The organism is Undibacterium cyanobacteriorum, from assembly GCF_031326225.1.
GTDB lineage: Bacteria > Pseudomonadota > Gammaproteobacteria > Burkholderiales > Burkholderiaceae_D > Undibacterium > Undibacterium cyanobacteriorum.
The window spans coordinates 3,137,013-3,155,984 of sequence record NZ_CP133720.1; the positions used below are offsets into that span (position 1 = coordinate 3,137,013).

Below are 18,972 nucleotides of genomic sequence, written 5' to 3' on the forward strand. Positions count from 1 at the left end.
TGGCTTTGATTTTGGCGCCATCAGCGCAAAGGCTTTAGGAACATCATTCCCACTAGGAGATCATATGAAAATAAGAAAACTCATTATCGCCAGCGCCGTTAGTGCACTGTGCGGTTTCACTAGCATGACCGCGCAAGCCGAAGTTCGCGGCTTTACGGTTGAAGATTTGGTTAAGATGGAACGCGTGGTGACACCGGTTTTATCGCCAGATGGAAAAATCGTCGTCTATGCACAGCGCACCACTGACCTCGATAAAAATCGCGGACGCTGGGATCTGTGGATGATCAATCTGGCCGATGCGAACGCTAAGCCGACCAAGTTGACCAACGTTACCAACAATAACGAAGGCAATAACTCTGGCCCTCAATGGTCCGCCAAAGGCGATGCGATTTATTTCGTATCGAGCCGTTCCGGTAGCGGCCAAGTATGGCGCCTACCGATCGCGGGCGGCGTCGGCAGTGCTCAGCAAGTGACTGACTTACCGCTCGATGTTGAAAGTTATAAAGTCTCACCGACCGATAACCGCATCGCCATGTCGATAGAAGTGTTCCGCGATTGCCCTGACTTGACTTGCACCAAAGATCGTCTCGAAGGTAAAGCCAAGAACAAAGCAACTGGTCGCATCCACGACAAACTCTTTATCCGCCACTGGGACACTTGGGCTGACGGACGTCGTAACGTTCTCTACTCCGCCAGCATCGATGCCAATCATGTCGCTAGTAAAAATGTCGTCAGCTTATCTGGCTCGCTCGAAGCCGATGTCCATTCCAAACCCGATGGCGATCAAGAAGACTACAGCTTCTCACCAGATGGACAACGGGTCGTTTTCTCAGCGCGTATCGCTGGCAAAACCGAAGCATGGTCAACCAATTTCGATTTGTATGATGTGCCAGCCGCGGGCGGTGCTGCACCGACCAATCTCACCGCTGAGAATAAAGCCTGGGATGCCAAACCCGTATTCTCCCCTGACGGTTCCACACTGGCTTACTTAGCGATGAAGCGTCCAGGCTTTGAAGCAGACCGTTTCCAAATCATGTTGCTCGACCTGAAGACCGGCAAGAAGCGCGCTTTAGCTGAAAAATGGGATCGATCCGCCAGCAATCTCGCTTGGTCAGAAGATGGCAAGACTTTGTACACCCACGCGTTCGACCTCGGCCAAATGCGCATGTTCGCGGTGGATGTCGCATCTGGCGCGGTAAAAGCCTTGAGCGATAAAGGCTCCGTAGCAGGCTTCGATGTACGCGGTAAAACACAGGTCATCGCCAAGGCTGACTTAGGTTCGGGTGCTCAACTCTTCGTCAGCGACGAAGGCAAAACAACGTGGAAACAAATCACCGATGTCAACAAACAAGCCTTGGCTGATGTTCGCTTCGGTGAGTATGAACAATTCTCTTACGCCGGCGCGAAAGGTGAAAAAGTCTACGGTTATGTCATGAAGCCGTGGAATGCCAAAGTCGGTGAAAAATATCCCGTGGCTTTCATCGTGCATGGTGGTCCACAAAGTAGCTTCGCCAACGCATGGAGTTATCGTTGGAATCCACAAGTCTATGCCGGTGCTGGATACGCCGTCGTATTTATCGATTTCCACGGCTCACTGGGTTACGGTCAAGCCTTCACTGATTCGATCAGTCAAGACTGGGGTGGCAAACCATTGGTCGATTTGAAGTTAGGCATGGCTGCCGCTGCAAAACAATTCCCTTGGGTTGACAGCAGTAAAGCCTGCGCATTGGGCGCATCCTACGGTGGCTTCATGATGAACTGGATCGCTGGCAATTGGAACGATGGCTTCAAGTGCATTGTCAACCATGCTGGTATCTTCGATACCCGCTCCATGTATTACACCACTGAAGAATTGTGGTTCACCGAATGGGAAAACGGCGGCCCATATTTTGATGTGCCGGCCAAACATGAAAAATTCAATCCATCGGCACACGTCTTGAAATGGAAAACACCGATGTTGGTCACGCAAGGTGAAATGGATTTCCGCGTCCCTAGCGCGCAATCCTTCGGTGCGTTCACAGCCTTGCAACGACGTGGTATCGATAGCCAATTGCTGACCTTCCCCGATGAGAACCATCACATCTTGAAGCCAGCCAATTCCTTGTTGTGGCATCACACTGTGTTGAATTGGATGAATACGTATTTGAAGAAATAATTACATCATCAATTGAGCGGTATGAAGCAAAACAGGAGGTGGCGACACTTCCTGTTTTGCTTTACGAATCAACCTAAGCCAATCTATGCATGCCAAAGCTACTTAGGCTGAATTTGATAAGTAGAGGAGCTCACTACCATTTCGATTTAATGAACCCAATTGCTGCAGGCATCTGATTAGGCACGATGTCGGTGTGGTCCAAGTCCGCTACGTATTTAGTTTCAACATTGGTTCCAAGTTGACGCATGGTCGCTTCGAGTTGGCGAGTTGCTCCGATCGGCACATCAATATCAGCATCACCATGTGCCAAATACACTGGCACGCTCAATTTCACTTTTCCGACCTCAGTTCGTGGCAATAAAGCTTTGATCTCCGGATTTAAGTACCAATCAGACTTGATGCCTTTGAAATCAAGCGGCGTCTGTCCAGCAACCGCAAGACTCGAAACTTTCATTGCCAAGGCCGTCCCAAACTGCTGACAATCACGATCATCTTTGGCCAAGGCTATGATGGGCTTGAGATCGTCGCCGACATACTTAGTCAAATCTAAAGTCGGTGCGATCGCCGTGGCGCCGTGCAGCAAAAACGTACCGTAACCATTCAAATTCCCAGCAACACCCCACGCCAACGGCGCTTGATCCGACGCGGTCAGTTCCTTAATTGAGGCAAAGTCAATATCAGTAATGAGACTCACATCCGATCCAGGCGCCAATGCCACTGTCGCCACCAGAGGGTACTGCGCTTCGATTTCTTTTGCATACTGCGCCGTCGCCAAGGCAGCATGACCGCCTTGCGAATGCCCAATCACCGCCCACTTCTTACTCAAGCTTACTTGCTGAATTTTTTGTGCGGCGAGAACCGCGTGCAACACTGAATTCGCTTCACTATCAGCGATCAAATACGGGTGAATACCCGGTGCATCGAGCCCCTCATAATCCGGTGCCAACACCGCATAACCTGCATTTAACAGAGGTGCGATCGCATCGCTATCTTCAGCAAACACCGTGCGGCTTGGTGCACATGCATCCGCCACCCCAGTTGTACCGTGCGCCCACACCACCAAAGGCCATCCTCCTGTCGGTGCGGTTCCTTTTGGAATAAACAGAACCGCATTGGCTTCTGTCAGCCCACCATTGACCGCCTTCATACGATAGCGGATTTTTTGCACTGAGCTAGTATTGGTATAAGTATTGCCGAGCACAATACTTTGCACACTCAACAAATCACCGGCGGCATCAGCAACCACAGGTAAAGGTGCTACCGTGCTATTACTGCCCCCACCACAAGCGCTCAAAGAACCCAAAAGCACAAGGGCGCTGGCAGCACCCAGATAAGCAGGAACACGAGATAAAACAGAACGAAAAGTCATACATACTCCAAAAATGCGCATCTCGCCCCTGCCACGAGTTCGCGCCGATTATGAACAAAGAAAAAACATCGGCGCGCATCATGTCATGCAGTGAGTTCAAATCCGAGTATGAGAGAGGGAGCGCCAATATGTGGCACGTTTGGTATTACTTTGTACTACCTCTCTTGTGGGACAGCGTATGTGGGACACAATTCACAAAACAGGAATAGAGACGTACTAGATACGTGTGTCCGCGTCTTAGGCTTGCAACACATCAGGTCGCAAGTTTGGGTCGTGATGAGGCAAAAAAATAACGCGGCGATGGAAACCATGCCGCGTTATCTTTTCCAACGAGATCGACTAGAGAGCTTACTTGGCCATCGCTTTGTTCTGCGCATCTAACCAAGTTTTCAACGGTGCGAAGTAATCTAACATTGCTGTCGCATCGAGTTTCTCTTCGCCCGATACGGCTTTCAAAGCTTCATTCCATGGACGGCTAGTCCCCATTTCCAGCATGGCTTGGAATTTTTTGCCCGCAGCTTTGTTTTCATAGATAGAACAACGATTCAATGGGCCAACGTAGCCTGCTTCGCGGCACAATGCACGATGCAATTGGAATTGTAGAATCGTCGCTAAGAAATAGCGTGCATAAGGTGTATCGGAAGCGACGTGATATTTGGCGCCTGCATCAAAACCATTTGCTTCACTTGGTGCTGGACGTTTAACGCCCTGATACTTCTCACGCAATTCCCACCATACTTTGTCATAGTCAGCTGGCTTGACTTGGCCCGCATAGACTTTCCAACGCCATTGATCAACCAAGTAGGCGAACGGTAAGAACGCGACTTTTTGCAAAGCGCGGTCCATCAACACACCTACATCCTGCGAAGCATCCGGCACTTGATTGATTAAACCCAATTTGTGCAGATATTCCGGAGTGACCGACAACGCCACGGTATCTCCAATCGCTTCATGGAAACCATCGTTCGCGCCGCCTTTGAACAAGGGCGATTGCTTACGATACGCAAGGTCGTAGTAGATATGACCGAGTTCATGATGGATCACTAAGAAGTCTTCTGTCGTCTGATTAATGCACATCTTGATACGGACATCTTGATCGCCATCAACGTCCCACGCCGATGCATGGCACACCACTTCGCGATCGCGTGGTTTCGTCAATTGCGAACGTTCGTAGAACGAGGCTGGCAGACTTTGCATACCGAGCGAGGTGTAGAAACCTTCTGACATTTTCGTCATCGCTTTGGCATCAATATTTTTCGCCTTGAGCGTTTCGGCAATATCAAGGTTGGCTGCTGGGCCTTGCGGTTTCACGATGGGATATAAATTTTCCCACGACTGTGACCACATATTACCGAACAAATGCGCTGGGATCGGACCATTATCTGGCACTTCCGCTTTGCCGTAAGTCTGCTGTAATTTCAAACGCACGTATTGATGCAGAGAGTCGTACAAAGGTTTAACTTGTTGCCATAAACGTTCGGTCTCAGCAGCGAAAGCTTCTGGCGGCATGTCGTACTGTGAACGCCACAGCGCCCCCGTATCAGCGAAGCCCATTTCACGCGCGCCTTTGTTAGACACTTCGACATATTTCGCGTAACTGTCTTTGTAACTGCTTGCGACCTGATGCCAGCCCAGCCAGGCGTCTTTCAACTCGGCTGGATTGCGACTTTTTGCCAAGATGGCCTCAAGCTGCCCCAAATTCAAACAGCTCGCTTCATCACCTGGCTTCTTGCAATACTTACCTTTGCCATAGGCACCATTCATTTGGGCTGACAACTTCGCATATTGCTCGCGATCCTTGTCATTACTGAGGCTCAAACTTAATTGCAACAATTTGAGTTTGCGTTTGTTGTCCGCTGATAGCGGCAAATTATTATAACGACGCGCCTGGATTGCTAATTCACCAGCCGCACCGAGAGCAAGTTCATTGGCTTGCGAAAAAATCAGTTCAGTGTCGTCAGTGATATGCGTTTCATACACCCACGCCGCACGTTGTGCCGCATTGCCGAGTCGCTCCAGTTTTTCTTCCGCGTCCTTGATAAACTTTTCTGCTTCCGCGACGGTTGGTGCGCCCTTTTTAGCACTAGCCGAACTATGCGCATTTGCTTTACTTGTTGCCGTTTGCTGCGCATCTGCGCTTGGCAATGCCAAGGCCATGGTCGTCAAACTCAAACTTGCAAACGCCAGACTCATTTTTGTTTTCTTTAACATCTGAAACTTCTCCCACTTTATTCGAGCATCAAAACCCGAAAGCTTACACGCTCCAGCTTCATTTGTATGAGTAAAATGGCATTGAAACTGTTATTTCTTTGCGGGGATGTCGTGAATTCATCCCCGATCAAAGAGTAGCAGTATTTATCGGTTATCATACAACCTCTATCGCGACGCCCCCTCCAGAAAACCATGACGCAATTCGATGCAATGACACTTCCACCACGCAGCAAGCCTCGTAACTTGGCTGCAGCAGTGGTCGAACACATCACGGAATCCATCCGCAAAGGTGAACTGAAAACCGGTGAAAAGCTGCCCACTGAGTCAGAGATCATGCAGATTTACGGGGTTAGCCGTACCGTTGTACGCGAAGCCATTTCGCAAATGAAGGCCAGTGGCTTCGTCGAAACCCGTCACGGAATCGGTACATTTGTACTTGCACCGCCTAAGTCCGGCATGGGTATACCACATGAATCGATGGTGACCTTACGTGATGTTCTCGATATTCTTGAGATCCGTATTAGCCTCGAGACCGAAGCCGCATGGTATGCCGCCACGCGACGTAGCGAAGAACAAATACAAACCTTGGCGCAAGTTCTCGCCCAAATGCAGAGCGCTGCCGACGACCAGCAACATTCAGTCGATGCGGATGTCCAGTTTCATCTATTGATAGCCCAAGCCACGGGTAACAGTTATTTCGTTGAACTGTTAAGCCAACTCGGACGCACCATCATTCCGCGTGCCCGTATTAACACAGCGCTTATCGCCGAAGACGATCCACTCGCCTATCTACAGAGAGTACGGCACGAGCATGAGGCGATTTATCAAGCCATTTTACGTAAAGATGCCGAGGCAGCACGAGCGGCAATGCGGACGCATTTGAGTAATAGTCGAGAGCGTTTGCGACGGGCGCAGGAATTGTTGGGGCCTGAGGGTAAATCGGTTTGAGATTTTTTTGAAAATTAGAGCCTGACGTCTCGCCCCTATCTGTCGACAACAATGATTTAGCTTTGCGAGCCCGGCGCTGGGAACGTAGAAAACGACTAACATGAACTTTCTTGAGCACTCGTAGGTTGGGCTCCCAAGCCCAACGTTTCATATGCTTAATCATTGTTGGGCTTCACTTTGTTCAGCCCAACCTACGGGTTGTCGCTCCTGCGCAGGCAGGAGCCTAGTGGCGTTGTTTCGTGTTCTCTTCAAACCCATCCCCACCCTACCCTCCCCTTGCAAGGGAGGGGATTTGTTATTTGTTTGTCGCACTGGCAGAGCAAAAAATCTTTCAACCTTGATCGAAGACACTGGATTCCCGCCTGCGCGGGAATGATGGAATTTAAACTTTTGTAGGTTGGGCTGCCAAGCCCAAGGTTTCACAAGTTCAATCAACGAATATCGTTGGGCTTCACTTTGTTCAGCCCAACCTACGGGTTGTCGCTCCTGCGCAGGCAGGAGCCTAGTGGCGTTGTTTCGTGTTCTCTTCAAACCCATCCCCACCCTACCCTCCCCTTGCAAGGGAGGGGATTTGTTCTTTGTTTGTCGCTGTGTCCGCTCGTAAATTCTTTCATCAGTAATCAGAGCCACTGGATTCCCCCTGAGCGAGAATGGCAAGCTTGCAGCATCTTCGGGTTGAATCTCAAAATCGCCCGACCAAGCTATTTCAGCCTCGAACCAAGGCCCAATCGCTCGCCAGAAAATATTAAAAACAAAATTAAAAACAGCACCACCGTTCACAGAATTTCAAAAATCCCCTTGTTTTTCCTCACTTTCAGTTGTACGATGACGTACATCTTAAGCAAAACGACGATTTTTTTCTGACAGCATTCACCTCGACTTCCCACTGGAGACACCATGCACCCGCTCGAACTACAAAAAATTCTTTCTTCCGGCCTCTTATCTTTTCCGATTACCGATTTCGACGAACAAGGCGATTTCCGTCCTTCGACTTATATTGAACGTCTAGAATGGCTCGCGCCGTATGGTGCGAGTGCTTTGTTTGCTGCCGGCGGCACGGGTGAATTCTTCTCGCTGACAGGAACTGAGTACAGCGACATCATTCGCACCGCGGTGCAAACTTGCGCGGGTAAAGTGCCCATCTTGGCAGGTGTTGGCGGCCCTACTCGTCAAGCCATCGCCTTAGCGCAAGAAGCCGAACGGCTTGGTGCGCAAGGTCTACTGTTGCTGCCACATTACTTAACCGAAGCGAGCCAAGATGGTTTGGTCGCGCATGTGGCTGAAGTCTGCAAATCAGTGAATATCGGTGTCGTGGTCTACAACCGCGCAAATTGCCGTTTGACGCCAGCGTCCTTAGCCAAACTCGCAGACCTCTGCCCTAACCTAATCGGCTTCAAAGATGGTATCGGCGATATCGAATTAATGGTATCGATCTGGCGTCGTATGGGTGATCGTTTCAGTTACTTGGGTGGCCTGCCAACCGCGGAAGTATTTGCGGGGGCTTATAAAGCGATTGGCACTCCAGTGTATTCCTCTGCGGTGTTCAACTTTGTGCCGAAATTAGCGATGGACTTTTATCATGCAACAGCAAACGATGACCATGCTACAGTGAACCGTCTGCTCGACGAATTCTTCTTGCCTTACCTGGAAATTCGCAATCGTAAAGCCGGCTATGCTGTGAGTATCGTTAAAGCGGGTGCGCGCTTAGTAGGTCATAGTGGTGGCCCAGTACGTGCGCCATTAACTGATCTCACTGCAGAAGAAGACGAAATGTTACGCCAATTGATTCTGAAACAAGGCGCTCAATAAGTCCGCCGAACCGGAAATCAAGGTCACAATAGCAGTAACAGTCAAAGTAACAGCAGCGGCATCAGCCACAGCAACATCACATTTGGAAAAAGGATTAGGTATGACAATTCAAGGGACGATGATCATCGGTCACGAACGTCGATTGGGCACCGCAGGCAGCATCAAAGCCATCGACCCATCGACCAACACCGAAATGGAACCGAGTTTTGGTTTGGCAAACAGTGATGATGTGGATGATGCGTGTGAATTGGCTCGCCTCGCCTTCGATACCTATCGTGAGACCACGCCAGAACAGCGCGCTGTGTTCTTAGAAAGCATCGCCGACGAGATCATGGCATTGGGTTCAGATCTTCTCGACCGAGCCCATCGCGAAACCGGTTTGCCGATGGCACGCTTAGAGGGCGAGCGAGGTCGAACTATGAACCAACTGCGATTGTTCGCCAAAGTCGTCCGCGATGGTCACTATCTGAACGCAACACTCGATTCCGCTTTGCCTGAACGTGCACCACCACGTCCTGATCTGCGTCTCAGAAAAATTGCTTTGGGGCCCGTGGCTGTGTTCGGTGCGAGTAATTTCCCGCTCGCATTTTCGGTGGCTGGTGGTGATACTGCATCCGCTCTCGCAGCAGGTTGTCCAGTGGTGGTCAAAGCCCATAGTGCTCATCTCGGCACATCTGAATTGGTGGCGCAAGCCGTGCAAAGTGCTGCACGCAAATGCAATATGCCTGTTGGTGTTTTCTCCTGCTTAATCGGAGATGGCCGCCAAATCGGACAAGAATTAGTCAGCCATCCCGCCATCCAAGCGGTCGGCTTTACTGGCTCACGTCAAGGGGGTATGGCACTGATGCGCACTGCTGCACAACGCCATCAACCGATTCCTGTCTATGCGGAGATGAGTAGCATCAATCCGGTGTTTCTGATGCCCCATGCGTTGACCAATAAAACGGCTCAGATCGCGACCGGATTTGTTGATTCTTTGACTTTAGGAGTCGGTCAATTCTGTACTAATCCTGGCTTAGTGATTGCGATTGATAGCCATGAACTCGATCAATTTCTCGATGCTGCCCGCACAGCGATGCAAGCGAAAGCGGCAGCGACGATGCTGACTCCCGGTATTCATCAAGCCTATGTCAAAGGTACGGCCCAACTGAAACAAGTCGCAGGGGTTACTGAAATTGCTGAAGGCCAGGCTGCCAGTCCAAGCCAAGCGTGCGCCGCACAAGCACAGCTGTTGAGCTGCAACGCGCCGCAATTTTTGAGTCAACCTGAACTTCGCGATGAAGTTTTCGGGCCCGCTTCACTGGTAGTCCGATGCGCCAGTCTCGATGAAATGCAAACCGTTGCCGAATCCCTCGAGGGTCAATTGACCGCCACTGTGCATGCAACGGCCGCCGACTATGACTACGTACAGCCACTCTTGCCAGTCTTGGAACGTAAAGCGGGTCGCATCCTATTCAATGGATTCCCCACAGGTGTGGAAGTCTGTCATGCGATGGTGCATGGAGGTCCGTTCCCATCGACGTCAGATAGCCGCACCACGTCCGTCGGTGCAACAGCGATCGATCGTTTCTTGCGTCCCGTATGCTATCAAGCCTTTCCTGCGGAACTATTGCCGGCCAGTTTGCGCGATGACAATCCGCTCGGACTCGCAAGAGTCGTCGATGGCGCACTCGTTGTGAAATAAACGATTGCACTGAAATGTTTAAAAAGATTTGAAATGATGAAAGACACATTGAATGGCGTGCGTGCATCACATCGCCATTCAATGAATCAGAGCATCCAATCAATCTATACCCAATACAAAAAATAAAAATCAGAGTTTGAATCAGATTTTGAATCAGGCCAGTCCCACTGATCACCTAAGCAACAATCCAACTCTGAAATATAAATAAAAATTGAACGGAGACATGTGTATGAGCAGTTCTCAAATAGGCCGATATCGGTGGACCATTTGCGCATTACTTTTTTGCGCGACCACGATCAATTATCTGGACCGCCAAGTTCTCAGCTTATTAGCACCAGACCTCAGTAAAGAGTTCAACTGGAGCAATAGCGACTACGCCAACATCACCGCTGCATTTCAATTCGTCTACGCGATTGCGATGCTCTTTGCAGGACGCTTGATTGATCGCATCGGCACCAAGACCGCTTTTCTCGTTGCCATCGCCATCTGGTCCTTAGGCGCCATCATGCATGCGTTTGCTCTCTTCTTTGGCAATGCGGCGAACAGTATCGCCAGCGTGCTAGGACTGAGCATTGTGCCCGCATCGATTATTGGATTCATGTTGTCGCGCGCGGTACTCGCCCTCGGCGAAGCAGGAAATTTTCCGGCGGCGATCAAGGCCACTGCAGAATATTTTCCGAAGAAAGAGCGTTCTTTCGCGACCGGTATTTTCAACTCGGGCGCCAACATCGGTGCAGTGTTAGCCCCCATCACGGTACCTCTGATTGCTGCCGCGTGGGGATGGCAAGCCACCTTCATCATCATCGGTGCCATCGGCTTCCTGTGGATGGGATTTTGGATCGTCTTTTACGACAAACCCGAACAACAAAAACGCCTCAGTGCTGCAGAACTGGCGTATATCAATCAAGATCAAAATGAAACCGCGAACGATGCTAGTGCCGCACAGTCGCATGAGGATACCGCCCCGTTTTCTTGGTTCCGCTTGCTGGCCTACCGCCAAACCTGGGCTTTTGCCTTTGGCAAATTCATGACCGATGGCGTATGGTGGTTTTTCCTATTCTGGTTACCGAAGTATCTCGCGGCACAATATGGCATGAAGACCACGGACTTCGTATTCCCCCTCGCCGTACTCTATAGCATGACCATGATAGGCAGTATCGGCGGCGGTTGGTTCCCTAGCTATTTCATCTCGCGCGGCTACAGCCCCTACGACGGCCGCATGAAAGCGATGCTGATCATTGCCTTCATCCCTTTAGTCGTGCTGTTAGCACAACCACTAGGCTATCTCAGTTTCTGGGTGCCGGTACTCCTCATTGGAATTGGAACCTCGGCCCATCAAGCGTGGTCGGCCAATATCTTCACGACGGTTTCTGATATGTTTCCCAAACGCGCCGTGGCTTCGGTGGTAGGCATTGGTGGTATGGCCGGTGGTCTCGGTGGTGTATTGATTACGAAATGTGGCGGATGGCTGTTCGACTATTTTGGCCAACAAGGCCAACTGCAAACCGGCTACACCATCATGTTCGCCATCTGCGCTCTTGCCTATATCGTGGCATGGAGTGTCATGAAACTTTTAGTTCCTAAGTACCAAGTGATCACCAATTTATAAATAAGATTTATGTCGACCACACTTCCCTATGAACGCGTTGCCGATGTCCGCTGCGGTGTCGGTGAAAGCCCTTTCTGGCATGCTGCCGAACAAGCCTGGTATTGGGTCGGCATTCCGGACAAAAAGATTTGGCGCTACAAAAATGCGAGCGCACCACAGCTGTCGCATTGGAACACCAATGAAATGATTGGCTGCCTCGCCTTAGCCGACGATGGCAGCTTTATCGCGGGCATGGAGAGCGGCATCTTCCAACTGCAACTCGGAGAGCAACATCAAGTACACGCCAAACGTTTAGCAGCACCGCCCGAATTAGGACAAGGCATACGCTTTAACGACGGTCGCTGCGATCGTCAAGGACGCTTCTGGAGTGGCACGATGTTCATGGATATGGCCCAGGCCAAAGCCATCGGCAACTTGTATCGCTACACCACACAACAAGGTGTCTCTAGTCCATTTGTCGCGGGTCTGTTGGTACAAAATGGTTTAGCCTGGTCCGCTGATGGTCGCACCATGTATCTCTCTGACTCGCATCCCAACAGCCAATTGATTTGGGCCTTTGACTACGATTGCGAGGTCGGCGTGCCGCACAACCAACGCGTCTTCGTCGACATGAAACAACACCAAGGTCGCCCCGATGGCGCCGCCGTCGATGTCGACGGCTGCTACTGGATCTGCGGCAACGACGGCTCACGCTTACTCCGCTTCACCCCCGAAGGAAAACTCGATCGTGAAATCATGATCCCCATGAAAAAACCCGCCATGTGCAGCTTCGGCGGCGCCAACATGGACGAACTGATGGTCACTTCCATCGCCGCAGGTCAACCTGCCGAAGATGAATGGGCCGGCTCAACGATTATTTTGCGGCCGGGGACGCAGGGGATTGGTGAGGCTTTGTTTGGGATGAAGTGAGAGGTTCAAGAGAGAGTCTCACTAGCTTTGGGTGCCGCGGTCGTACCTCGGTAGGTACGATTGGAGCGAAGCGTAATCGTACGCATTTCAATCGCCAGCTTCCAAAATCACTCGCAACAACGCCACACATTCGTGATACAGACCTCAATCTTCGAGGCAAATTTCACCAAAATTTCCACCACGGCCGAGATCCAGAGCCTTGTCAAACCAGCACTTCGAATGGCGCATCCACACCAAGGTCTGGTACCTGGTCATGCCGAAAGTTCGTTATGGTCTCAGCAAGCATGGGAGGAATATCAAAAAAGTAGTCGACGTCTGCGTCTTCACCACCCGCATTGTCTTGTTCTTGCCTCTGAACCGAAAAAATCTCGTCAAATTGATTCGGCATTTCACCGATCGTTTCCAAATGATAAATTCCCTCTTGTGCATCATGAATGATCTGCCATTTGTCGAGTCCCATTTCATAACAAGCGACTTTGCTGTACATGACATGCTCCTCTACTTGACAGCTCACCACCTTGCATTCGTTCGCCAGCTGCATCAACCTCGTTGACGTCAGCATTGGAGGATTAAAATCATTGAACACAATCAAAAACCAAGCTGGTAGCTGCACTGCAGTTATCACCGATTCTGAAAATTCTTCGACTTCTCCTGTACGATGAAGCTCAAGCTCCTGAAGAACTTGCTCAGAACTCTTGCCGGAAACGGCTAGCCAAGACATTGCAAAACCCATTTATTCCCCATCATCTAAAATTACGCTGCACTATTTGGTGTTCACACGAATCGGTTTATACACCACGAATTCGCTTTTCTCGGAAGAGCCATCTCGTTTTCTCAGGATCAAATCGATCTTCCCTTCAAAGTTACATCTTTCGTCCACATGAGGACTCATGAAAATACGACTGTCTTGATAATCCTTTACTTTAAACGATGCTTCGTCTTTACTCATGCCTCTCACATGCAAGAGAAATTGAACCTTTAGGAGTTCAATTGACCCGCTCTCATTCTTGAACTCCACAGGACTAAAATCCGCTCCCAGCGTTCTAAGCCATAATGCCTTATTCGTTACGACTGCATCGACGATCGGGAAAAAGAATTGACTGTGGTAATGATCCCTCTGAATAATCGCTCCATCAGATGCCACAATGGTGGAAATAATTTTGCTGACATCACATTCAGCATAGGAAGAAGTCGAGACAAACAACGATAAAACGAGCAAAAAATATTTTTTCATTGAAAGCCTCAGTGGCTAGAATTGGATCGATTTTATTCGCCATCACACTACAAAAGAACAAGATCCACAAAACACAAACTAAGCACGAACTAAGCACAAACTAAGCACGAATCAGTAACTCCATCCTTTTGCTTCTTTCAGAACTTCAATCACTTTTTCTTGTTTGGCATAACGTTTTTCAAGGGCAGCAACATCGCGGTCAAGTCGCTTACATTTCAGGGACTTCATCGCAGCGAGTATTTCATCTCTGCGTTCACGATCATATGGCTCTTCGCCGGCCCAATGCGAGCAGCCAACGATACGATCGATCATGATGACGACATCTTTCGGTTGATCCTTTTTCAAAGCAGCTAAAGGGTCTTCGGCGGCTTCCACATGAAAAACCACAAAACTTAGGAGCGCCCCAAGGAGGATACGACCACTGATTTTCTTCGAACAGCCAAGGGATAATCGTGACAATTTACTGTGCAATTTCATCGGTACTCCTCTCCATATCCTCTACATATAATGTCGTTACCATCGCCAAACATCGGCAAATATGATGCAGCTTCAAAATAGCCTCTTCAATTCGCTGTTGCAGAAAAACGCAATGAAGACGTGAACGTGAATGGCTTGAGTTCGCACTATCTCAATTGACGTGCACCCTCAATCGGTGTCCATCCATCGAATACGGAATCAACTTCAATTCCTCGGCATCTGCTTGGCTCTGTTCATAAGCACGTCCCGCGACATCATAAATCCCCTTGCCACATTTATCGACAAACCCACCACGCCACGCATCAAGTAATTCACTCGGTGAACCTTTTTTAAACTCGACACCACAAGGAGAGACATTCGACACCAAACTCAGAACTAGTATTTCCTTAGTATTTGACTGCCGGTAACGATCAAGATTAATCTTTCGCGCCTCTAATTGCACTGTCCCCAAATTCTTCAAAGATGCATGACCTCGACTTACGACATCCATCTGTTCTCGATTCAAATGCACAATCCAGAATGGCTTGCCCTGCCATTCAAAGGCACGCGCTTCACCAACAGGAATTTCTGATACGGGAACCTCAAAATAGGGTCGATTTTGCTCAGCGACATCGGTAGGTTTCATCGTATTTGCGAATTGAAGCGCTATGAATACCAGAGCAATCACTGCCAATGCGAGGAAAGCGAATAGCAAAACTTTTCTTGATAATGAATTCAAAATATCACCTCACTTGCGCCGCAAAAACCAAAGCTAGCCCCCCCGTAGGTACGATTCGAGCGCAGCGTAATCGTACGAATTTCCTGCTAACGACCTCACGCTCTTCAGTCACAGACCTGGGTATAAAGTAAACTTCGGTTTGGTGTCATTTGAGATGCCTAACAATAGATCACACCCAGGTACAGCTTCTTGCTTACATTCAAATCCCACAGTCCAACCGATAGCATCGATACTATTCGGTCTATCAACCGGCGAATAGTAGGTGAAATCGACGCGCCCAAGTTTGTAATTCTTAAGATCAACTTGCTTTTCTTGGTGCAAATACTTCTTCGCCAATTCGATCACTCTTTCGGGAGGGAGGTGCGGCTTAGTAAATTTCGCTTGAAGTAATTCGCGGTTATCTGCAAACGCACAGAGACTAAACATGGTAAGCGTCATAAAAACAAACGATCTCATTTCAATTTGACTCCGGTCGAATAATTCGAGCTTGCTTAGCCCCGCGTAGGTAATGACAGCATACTCACCCATTAGAAATTAATACGAACATACAGATACACAACTGTCCCCACAAGCATGAACACGACTTGCCACGAAGTTAGTTTCTGCGTGTAGTGCGCCTTAAGTCGGCCGATCAGGGTATCCTTTGTCACGAGAGGGTCGGCGGATAATATTCTCTGAATTTCATCAATCGCACCTCTTTGCAACAACAGCCATAACTCTAATGCCATTTTCGTCGACACCCCAGTACGATGTATATTGACATCGCCGTTATCATTGGAAAGCACTACATCCCCACCTGCACTGACGACCACGCACCAACCATTTTCATCCACGAGCCAGGTATCGGGATGCTCTTCATCGACGACTGATAATTCCACTAATGCAGCCCGTAGCTCATCCACAGTTGGGTTTTCAGAACCGCCACCCCATCGAGTTTCAAGATGGGTGTCGACTCTTGAAGTTGCACTTCGTTGACGCAATCGCTGTGGTGAAGGTCTAGACGTACAGTAAGGACAGAAGGTTTCATTAGCATCCCTTGAACGTCCGCAGGCCGTGCAATTTCTTTTTTCTTGCAACATCTCTTCCTTCCTTGAATATTTTGGGGACATTCCATAAACCACCTCGGCACAGAAGCCTGTCGACTTTAAAGCCAGCACCAATTCTTGAGCTGTCGATACTGACGAAACTGTGAGTGTAGGATTAAGATCATCAAAGCAATTGTCAACGATCTCCTTCGCCCGCGCCAATCCAATTCCCGTGTACTGCCGTAGCAAACGAATCGCATCTACGGCGCGAGCCCCCTCGCACCAAGTCTTAACACGAATTTCAGGCAGCTGGATTGCGTTTGGATCGCCGCAAACACGATATGCAGCGAGCGATTCGGTGAGTAGTCGATGGTAACTCAGCACAAAGAACGCGCCATCAGATCGTGCAACGAAAAGTGGCGCGTTTCCAGCCAAAGCATCTATCGCATCTTGTGAATCAAGATAAGATGCGGCTTGGTAGTAAAAGACCCAACCTTCCTCATATTCTTCCGTTGCATCGGTCAGTACTACCAAATGCGATCCTTGCTCACTCATCGCCGAAATTTGTTGAGCGGCGATCGCTGAAGCATTTTCAAGGGAAATAGGCATTTGTTTTCTCGCCGAATTAATCGAAGTAACACCGATCATCGACCTGGCATCATGTCGGGGGTATGAAGTCGTCGTAGTTACGAATTAATATGAATAATAAGTCCGTTAAGGGCAACCGTGACCAACACAAAAACTGGAGAGAGAAAGAGCATAAGGCGGGTCAATTTAAATCTAAACTTCACTTGATTCGGATAGGTCGCCTTGGGAAGATTTTTGTCAAATAAGATCTTTCCGACTGCCATCGAGTCGCTCATACCAAAACCACTTGTAAAGCCTAAACTTTCTGAATATTCCTTATCAAAATCTCTGATCCATGACAACAATCGTTTCGCATTGAAATAATAAATTGCGATGTAAATGGCAATCAATGTGATTACCTCTCGTGCATCCATATTTGGCTCTCTTCCAAGTCTTTTGTTGTTTTCACTGATATGTCATTTTCTCTTTCCCCACTTAAAAAAACTAATTGTGGGGAGAGGTGAGTGTAGCTCGCCTCGGTACGTTTAAAACAAAGCGTCATCGTACAAATTTTCATCGTCGACATACGACGTCAGTTCAGCGCACGACAGAAGCGCATCGTGACAAAAATTAGACATCGATCATTTCCCTCAAATCGATCCGTTGCGATCAGATCTGAATACATACGTACGATTACGCTGCGTTCCGATCGTATTTACACACATAAGTTATGTCTTAAGGCGTCGCCCACGTTAGGTTCTCGACCGATTTCGCAAAGCTATCGGTGAGTTCGCTATAAGGAGTCTTATTCGGCCCCTTGAGCAATACGATCAAACGATAGCCTGAATTTTCGACGGAGTAGCTAACGGCTCGCAAACCATTGGGCAAGATACCTTCAAAGCGACCACCAGCAACACCACCAATGCTCGTTTGCGTTGCATCTTTTCGAGTCAAATCTTTGTTAAATGGATTTCCAATTTTGACGGCGGAATCCAAGGCATCGAATGGTTTGTCGCTTACTTCAACGGCAGTCCAAGACAAGATAAATACCGCGCGAGGCATGTCGTTCGCTTTTGTGAAGACAATAATACCGGAGGGCTTACCAGTAACTTTATCCGGCTTTTCGTCACGTTCGAGTATTTTTAAACCATCTGGGACTTCGAAAGTACCAATCGCAGTTTTGATAGTTTCAGCCTGCACGCTGGTTGCCAACAGCGACAAACTGAGGAGTAGCGGTGCAAATAGGGTAAAGTGTTTTTTCATATCATCTCAAAAAAAATAGCACAACAGTTACACATAAAACTCAATCATTCGACATAAACGCCTGGCTCGCACAAACGCACTTAGAACGATCGATCTTTTCAGCCACAGTCTTCATCGGCACACACCATCGTCTCCCAGCCATCATAATCTCCACCATATTGCCGACTAGCGCGGGCCAATTTCAAAGTGATGGTATTCATAGATCGATAATCTGGCAAACCTGTATGGGACAAACGTACCGAATAACGAATCCCTTCTTCATTTTGAATTTCACCAAATTCGATCTGTTCAAAATCAGACTTCACCGAATTGACAAATGCGTCTCGCTGATCACAAGAGTCAAAATAGGCCCAATGATCAATGTGTCGAGGTGTTGTGAGTGAATCCCCCTTCTCCTTCAAAAGCTCATGCACTCGCATATCTTTGATCACCCGCCAATCGTCCTCAGTCGGATACAACTCATTCCAATAGCGTACGCGTTCCAAATCCAGTTCATAGATCAATTCAATTTGATGGCCATGTATCTTCGATGCCTCTGAAGCAATTTCCTCACTACGCAGCTGGTCGAGAGAAGTGTAAAAATAAAAGTAGCGATATCCATTACTTGTTATACGACCGATTTGAACGCCCTGATCTGCGCCGAAGGAGTGGCACAGAAAGTCTTCAACGTCGTTCAGCTTCGCAAACTCTTCTGCCACCGGAAAACCACTTTCGTTAGAATCCAATAGGCTCACTCGAAATCCAGCAAAATTGGCATGATTGAGCTGCTCAAATTCCTTTGAAATTCCATGATCGTAGGAGATGAAGGCCGGCTTATCTCCCATCGTGCACGGAAAATTTTCCCAATAGTCACTCATTTACATTCACTTTCTCGTAACTAAAACCGTCAATACACGCTGCACTCAAAAATTGGTAGCGGTACAAAATACTAAAAGACGAAAGACCTTGTTTACCAAACCACTCAATCAAGACTTCTTACACACTATCCAAAACG

17 protein-coding genes are annotated in these 18,972 nt (G+C 48.7%); 6 read left to right on the forward strand and 11 right to left on the reverse strand.

Features of this window, described 5'->3' with window-relative positions; all coding sequences use genetic code 11:
• Positions 1 to 64: 64 nt before the first annotated feature.
• Entirely contained in the window at positions 65 to 2,155 is a 2,091-nt protein-coding gene (locus RF679_RS13200; protein ID WP_309481097.1) for a S9 family peptidase, read from the forward strand.
• A gap of 133 nt (positions 2,156 to 2,288) precedes the next feature.
• On the opposite strand, the gene RF679_RS13205 is transcribed toward RF679_RS13200, so the two are convergent.
• Both RF679_RS13205 and RF679_RS13210 read right to left on the reverse strand, forming a co-directional pair.
• Positions 2,289 to 3,524, reverse strand: a complete 1,236-nt coding sequence (locus tag RF679_RS13205; RefSeq protein ID WP_309481098.1) for an alpha/beta fold hydrolase — start codon at positions 3,522 to 3,524, stop codon at positions 2,289 to 2,291.
• A gap of 348 nt (positions 3,525 to 3,872) precedes the next feature.
• The gene (locus RF679_RS13210) at positions 3,873 to 5,735 is read right to left on the reverse strand and encodes a M2 family metallopeptidase (RefSeq protein ID WP_309481099.1); all 1,863 of its coding nucleotides are present in this window, start codon (positions 5,733 to 5,735) and stop codon (positions 3,873 to 3,875) included.
• Between the two features lie 192 nt (positions 5,736 to 5,927).
• Between RF679_RS13210 and RF679_RS13215 the strand changes: the two genes are divergently transcribed.
• From RF679_RS13215 to RF679_RS13235, 5 genes are all read left to right on the forward strand, one after another.
• Positions 5,928 to 6,683 carry a FadR/GntR family transcriptional regulator gene (locus tag RF679_RS13215; protein ID WP_309481100.1) on the forward strand — a complete coding sequence of 252 codons (756 nt, stop codon included), beginning with the start codon at positions 5,928 to 5,930 and terminating at the stop codon, positions 6,681 to 6,683.
• 897 nt (positions 6,684 to 7,580) lie between these two features.
• Positions 7,581 to 8,492 (forward strand): 5-dehydro-4-deoxyglucarate dehydratase, encoded by a 912-nt coding sequence (gene kdgD, locus RF679_RS13220; protein WP_309481101.1) that lies wholly within the window; start codon positions 7,581 to 7,583, stop codon positions 8,490 to 8,492.
• Positions 8,493 to 8,592: 100 nt separating this feature from the next.
• Positions 8,593 to 10,176: an aldehyde dehydrogenase (NADP(+)) gene (locus tag RF679_RS13225; protein ID WP_309481102.1), complete on the forward strand. Its 1,584-nt coding sequence runs from the start codon at positions 8,593 to 8,595 to the stop codon at positions 10,174 to 10,176.
• Between the two features lie 229 nt (positions 10,177 to 10,405).
• Positions 10,406 to 11,785: an MFS transporter gene (locus RF679_RS13230; RefSeq protein ID WP_309481103.1), complete on the forward strand. Its 1,380-nt coding sequence runs from the start codon at positions 10,406 to 10,408 to the stop codon at positions 11,783 to 11,785.
• 9 nt (positions 11,786 to 11,794) lie between these two features.
• A complete protein-coding gene (locus RF679_RS13235) occupies positions 11,795 to 12,694 on the forward strand; it encodes an SMP-30/gluconolactonase/LRE family protein (RefSeq protein ID WP_309481104.1) in 900 nt (299 codons plus the stop codon).
• A 202-nt stretch (positions 12,695 to 12,896) separates the two neighbouring features.
• Here the strand turns inward: RF679_RS13235 and RF679_RS13240 are convergent, their stop codons facing one another.
• The 9 genes from RF679_RS13240 to RF679_RS13280 form a co-directional block, all read right to left on the reverse strand.
• A complete protein-coding gene (locus tag RF679_RS13240; protein WP_309481105.1) occupies positions 12,897 to 13,427 on the reverse strand; it encodes a hypothetical protein in 531 nt (176 codons plus the stop codon).
• A 30-nt stretch (positions 13,428 to 13,457) separates the two neighbouring features.
• Complete coding sequence (locus RF679_RS13245) at positions 13,458 to 13,928, reverse strand: hypothetical protein (RefSeq protein WP_309481106.1); 471 nt, start codon at positions 13,926 to 13,928, stop codon at positions 13,458 to 13,460.
• Positions 13,929 to 14,039: 111 nt separating this feature from the next.
• Positions 14,040 to 14,405, reverse strand: a complete 366-nt coding sequence (locus RF679_RS13250) for a hypothetical protein (protein ID WP_309481107.1) — start codon at positions 14,403 to 14,405, stop codon at positions 14,040 to 14,042.
• Positions 14,406 to 14,556: 151 nt separating this feature from the next.
• A complete protein-coding gene (locus RF679_RS13255) occupies positions 14,557 to 15,030 on the reverse strand; it encodes a Rieske (2Fe-2S) protein (RefSeq protein WP_309481108.1) in 474 nt (157 codons plus the stop codon).
• A gap of 201 nt (positions 15,031 to 15,231) precedes the next feature.
• Positions 15,232 to 15,561, reverse strand: coding sequence for a hypothetical protein (locus RF679_RS13260; RefSeq protein ID WP_309481109.1), 330 nt, complete (start codon positions 15,559 to 15,561; stop codon positions 15,232 to 15,234).
• A gap of 89 nt (positions 15,562 to 15,650) precedes the next feature.
• Positions 15,651 to 16,757, reverse strand: a complete 1,107-nt coding sequence (locus RF679_RS13265) for a YrhB domain-containing protein (protein WP_309481110.1) — start codon at positions 16,755 to 16,757, stop codon at positions 15,651 to 15,653.
• Positions 16,758 to 16,834: 77 nt separating this feature from the next.
• Positions 16,835 to 17,149: a hypothetical protein gene (locus RF679_RS13270; protein ID WP_309481111.1), complete on the reverse strand. Its 315-nt coding sequence runs from the start codon at positions 17,147 to 17,149 to the stop codon at positions 16,835 to 16,837.
• A 301-nt stretch (positions 17,150 to 17,450) separates the two neighbouring features.
• Positions 17,451 to 17,978, reverse strand: coding sequence for a hypothetical protein (locus tag RF679_RS13275; RefSeq protein WP_309481112.1), 528 nt, complete (start codon positions 17,976 to 17,978; stop codon positions 17,451 to 17,453).
• A gap of 98 nt (positions 17,979 to 18,076) precedes the next feature.
• Positions 18,077 to 18,835: a DUF695 domain-containing protein gene (locus RF679_RS13280; protein WP_309481113.1), complete on the reverse strand. Its 759-nt coding sequence runs from the start codon at positions 18,833 to 18,835 to the stop codon at positions 18,077 to 18,079.
• Positions 18,836 to 18,972 lie beyond the last annotated feature (137 nt).